Origin of the sequence: Ramlibacter sp. (assembly GCF_028292805.1) — a bacterium.
Classification (GTDB): Bacteria; Pseudomonadota; Gammaproteobacteria; order Burkholderiales; family Burkholderiaceae_C; genus Ramlibacter.
Genome location: NZ_JAQGLS010000209.1, coordinates 1 through 3397, shown reverse-complemented (window position 1 = coordinate 3397; position 3397 = coordinate 1). Strand labels below are relative to the sequence as shown.

4 protein-coding genes are annotated in these 3397 nt (G+C 67.4%); all 4 read right to left on the bottom strand.

Annotation, left to right across the window (positions count from 1 at the left end; all coding sequences use genetic code 11):
• On the bottom strand, nucleotides 1–1217 hold a 1217-nt coding region (groL, locus tag JWP65_RS13010), incomplete at its 3' end, for a chaperonin GroEL (protein WP_299764360.1).
• A 34-nt stretch (nucleotides 1218–1251) separates the two neighbouring features.
• Complete coding sequence (gene groES / locus JWP65_RS13005; RefSeq protein WP_299764358.1) at nucleotides 1252–1572, bottom strand: co-chaperone GroES; 321 nt, start codon at nucleotides 1570–1572, stop codon at nucleotides 1252–1254.
• A 722-nt stretch (nucleotides 1573–2294) separates the two neighbouring features.
• Nucleotides 2295–2672 (bottom strand): hypothetical protein, encoded by a 378-nt coding sequence (locus JWP65_RS13000; protein WP_299764356.1) that lies wholly within the window; start codon nucleotides 2670–2672, stop codon nucleotides 2295–2297.
• Nucleotides 2673–2772: 100 nt separating this feature from the next.
• A partial coding sequence (locus JWP65_RS12995; RefSeq protein WP_367280508.1) for a hypothetical protein occupies nucleotides 2773–3397 on the bottom strand: 625 nt, incomplete at its 5' end.

The following is a 3397-nucleotide window of genomic DNA, read 5'->3' as shown; positions in this document are numbered from 1 at the left end:
GCAGCGCGGGTGGCGTGCAGCGCGTCTTCCACGCGGGCCTTCTTTTCCTTCATCTCGACTTCGGTGGCGGCGCCAACCTTGATCACGGCAACACCGCCGGCCAGCTTGGCCACGCGCTCTTGCAGCTTTTCACGGTCGTAGTCGCTGGTCGCTTCCTCGATCTGGACGCGGATCTGCTTGACGCGCGCTTCGATGTCGGCGGCGGCACCGGCGCCGTCGATGATGATGGTGTTTTCCTTGCCCACTTCGATGCGCTTGGCCTGGCCCAGGTCGGCCAGCGTCACCTTCTCGAGCGTCAGGCCCACTTCTTCAGCGATGACCTTGCCGCCCGTCAGGATGGCGATGTCTTCCAGCATCGCCTTGCGACGGTCGCCGAAGCCCGGAGCCTTGACGGCCACGACCTTCAGGATGCCGCGGATCGTGTTGACCACCAGGGTGGCCAGCGCTTCGCCTTCGACTTCTTCCGCGATGATCAGCAGCGGGCGCGAAGCCTTGGCCACTTGCTCGAGCACGGGCAGCAGGTCACGGATGCTGGAGACCTTCTTGTCGTACAGCAGCACGAACGGGTTCTCGAGCAGCGCGGATTGCTTTTCGGGGTTGTTGATGAAGTAGGGCGACAGGTAGCCGCGGTCGAATTGCATGCCTTCGACGATGTCCAGCTCGTTGTCGAGGGACTTGCCGTCTTCGACGGTGATGACGCCTTCCTTGCCGACCTTGTCCATCGCCTTGGCGATGATCTCGCCGATGGATTCGTCGCTGTTGGCGGAGATCGAGCCGACCTGGGCAATTTCCTTGCTGGTGGTCGTGGCCTTGGAGGCCTTCTTGAGCTCTTCGACCAGGGCCGTCACGGCCTTGTCGATGCCGCGCTTGAGGTCCATCGGGTTCATGCCGGCGGCCACGTACTTCATGCCTTCGCGGACGATGGACTGGGCCAGCACCGTCGCGGTGGTGGTGCCGTCACCGGCGATGTCGCTGGTCTTGGAAGCGACTTCCTTGACCATCTGCGCGCCCATGTTCTGCAGCTTGTCCTTGAGCTCGATCTCCTTGGCCACGGACACGCCGTCCTTGGTCACGGTGGGGGCGCCAAAGGAGCGCTCGAGCACCACGTTGCGGCCCTTCGGGCCCAGGGTCACCTTGACCGCGTTGGCCAGGATGTTCACGCCTTCGACCATGCGGGCGCGGGCGTCACCGCCGAAAATCACGTCTTTTGCTGCCATTTTTCGTTACCTCAATCAGTTTATGCGGGGGAAATCAGGCGACTTTTTTCAGGCCGGCGGCGGGAGCGCCCTCGACCACTGCGAACAGGTCGTCTTCCTTCATGACCAGCAGCTCGTCGCCATCGACCTTGACGGTCTGGCCCGAGTACTTGCCGAACAGGACACGGTCGCCGACTGCCACGTTCAGGGCGATCAGTTCGCCCTTGTCGTTCTTGCGGCCGGGGCCCACGGCCAGGACTTCGCCCTGGTCGGGCTTTTCGGCGGCGTTGTCAGGGATGACGATGCCGGAAGCGGTCTTGGTTTCTTGTTCCAGGCGCTTGACGATCACGCGGTCGTGCAGGGGGCGAAGTTTCATTTGATCTCCTTCAATGGGAACGTGGTGGACACTGAACACCCACAACAGGCAGTGCTCATTAACCTAGCGTGGAGAGGAGCGGTTCGCAGCGCTGCTGTTAGCACTCCTGTCCAACGAGTGCTAATGATAAGGGCTTTTGCGTCGGTTGCAAGGGGCCGCTGCGCGTGGTCCGGGGTCGGCGCCGCAATCGACGAGCGGGCGCCCTTGGCGCATTGCGCGTGCGACGCCCGGCTTGCGGGCTGACGCCAGCTCGCCCTTGCGGCTGAGGCAGGCGCCGCGGTGGCTTGCGTAGTCTGCGTGCATGCACCCATGCATGCCAGCCTTGCAAACCGTGGGCGCGGCCCCCGACGCCCTCGATGTGGAGCCTGTGTCTTCGAGGCGGACTGGCGCGTCCTGCTGTGGAGCCAAGCCCTCCTGCGGTTGTTTGCGCAGCACGCCGGCCAGACCCGCGCGGGCGACTCGTTCGCTACCAGCCTGGCCCGCTTCCATGGTCGGCAGCCGGCCAGCGAAATGCCGAAGAACTCCAGGATGCGGAGGCCCAGCAAGGCGCTGGCCGCGATCACCAGGAAGGCCGCCGTCGACGCCACCTGGAGGGTGTGGCGCTTGTGCGGCGGCGAAAAGCCTTCGGTGTCGTGGATCGCCAGCGGATTGACGATCGCCAGCGGCGTGAGCAGCGGCTTGAAGTCCGTCCGCGATGAGGGCGACCCGGCGTCGCCATCGAGCTACGGCAACTTGGTTTCGGTCTGGCGGATCAGGCCGCCGCCCTTGACGCTGCCGTCGGTGGTGCCGGCACCCAGGATGCGCTGCACGCAGGCGGCGCGGTCGGCCTGGGGCTGCGCCTCGCAGCGGCGCGTGGCGTTCGCCTGCAGGTCGGTGCCGCCGGCATTGGCCAGGGCGCCGCGCTTGGCTTCGTCGTGGGCGGCGCCCGCTTCTTTCATGCAGGTGGCGCGGTCCTGGTGCGACTTGCCCGAGGTGCAGTGCGCGCGGTCCTGCTGGTAGACGCGGTTGGCTTCGGCCAGGGCGGCATTGCCGTTGGCCCAGGCCGGCGCCGTCACGGCGAAGGCGAGCGCGGCGGCGGCCGACAGGTGGAACTGTTTCAAGGAAATCTCCTGGTCATGGAATGCGGGCAGGGTGCCCGCGCCCAGGGTGCGCCACGCCGGCGCTGGCGGCTGTAGGCGGAATCCGCCAGCCGCCGCGCGGTCAGGGTGCCCGCTGCGGCGCGGCCGGGTCGTAGGAGCCGAAGACCTCGCGCGCCGGCCGCTGTTCCGGCAGCACGTAGACGATGCCGCCGGCGCCGCGGAACGCCGGCGCGATCACTTGCTCGAAGAACCGCACCGGCACGTTGATGCAGCCGTAGGTGATGCGGCGATCGGATGCCACGCTGCCGGCCAGCCGCTGCAGCCGGCGCTCCTTGGGCGCGGTGGCGATCACGCGGTGCAGGGCGATGGCGGTGTCGTAGTCCACCCACAGGATGTCCTCGCCGGTCAGGCTGCGGTCGATCGACGCCACGAAGCGGCCGGCCGGGGTGGTGCGCTCCTCGGGCAGGATGCTGGAGATCTTGCGGTCGCCGATGCCGGGCACCGAGGCGTCGCCGGTGGCCGAACCGAGCAGCGCCGAGGCTGCGCCTTGCAGCCGGCCGGCACCGTCGAACACGAACACACGGGACTGCACCTTGTCCACCACGATGAAGGGAAGCCCGGCGTGGTCGCCGGAATGGGCCGCCCAGTCGGCGACGTGGCGCGCATCGGCCGACGCCGGCTCGGGGCCGAAATCGGCCCGCTGCGCCGCGGCCGCCGTCCCGGCCGCCAGCAGCAAGGCGAGGACG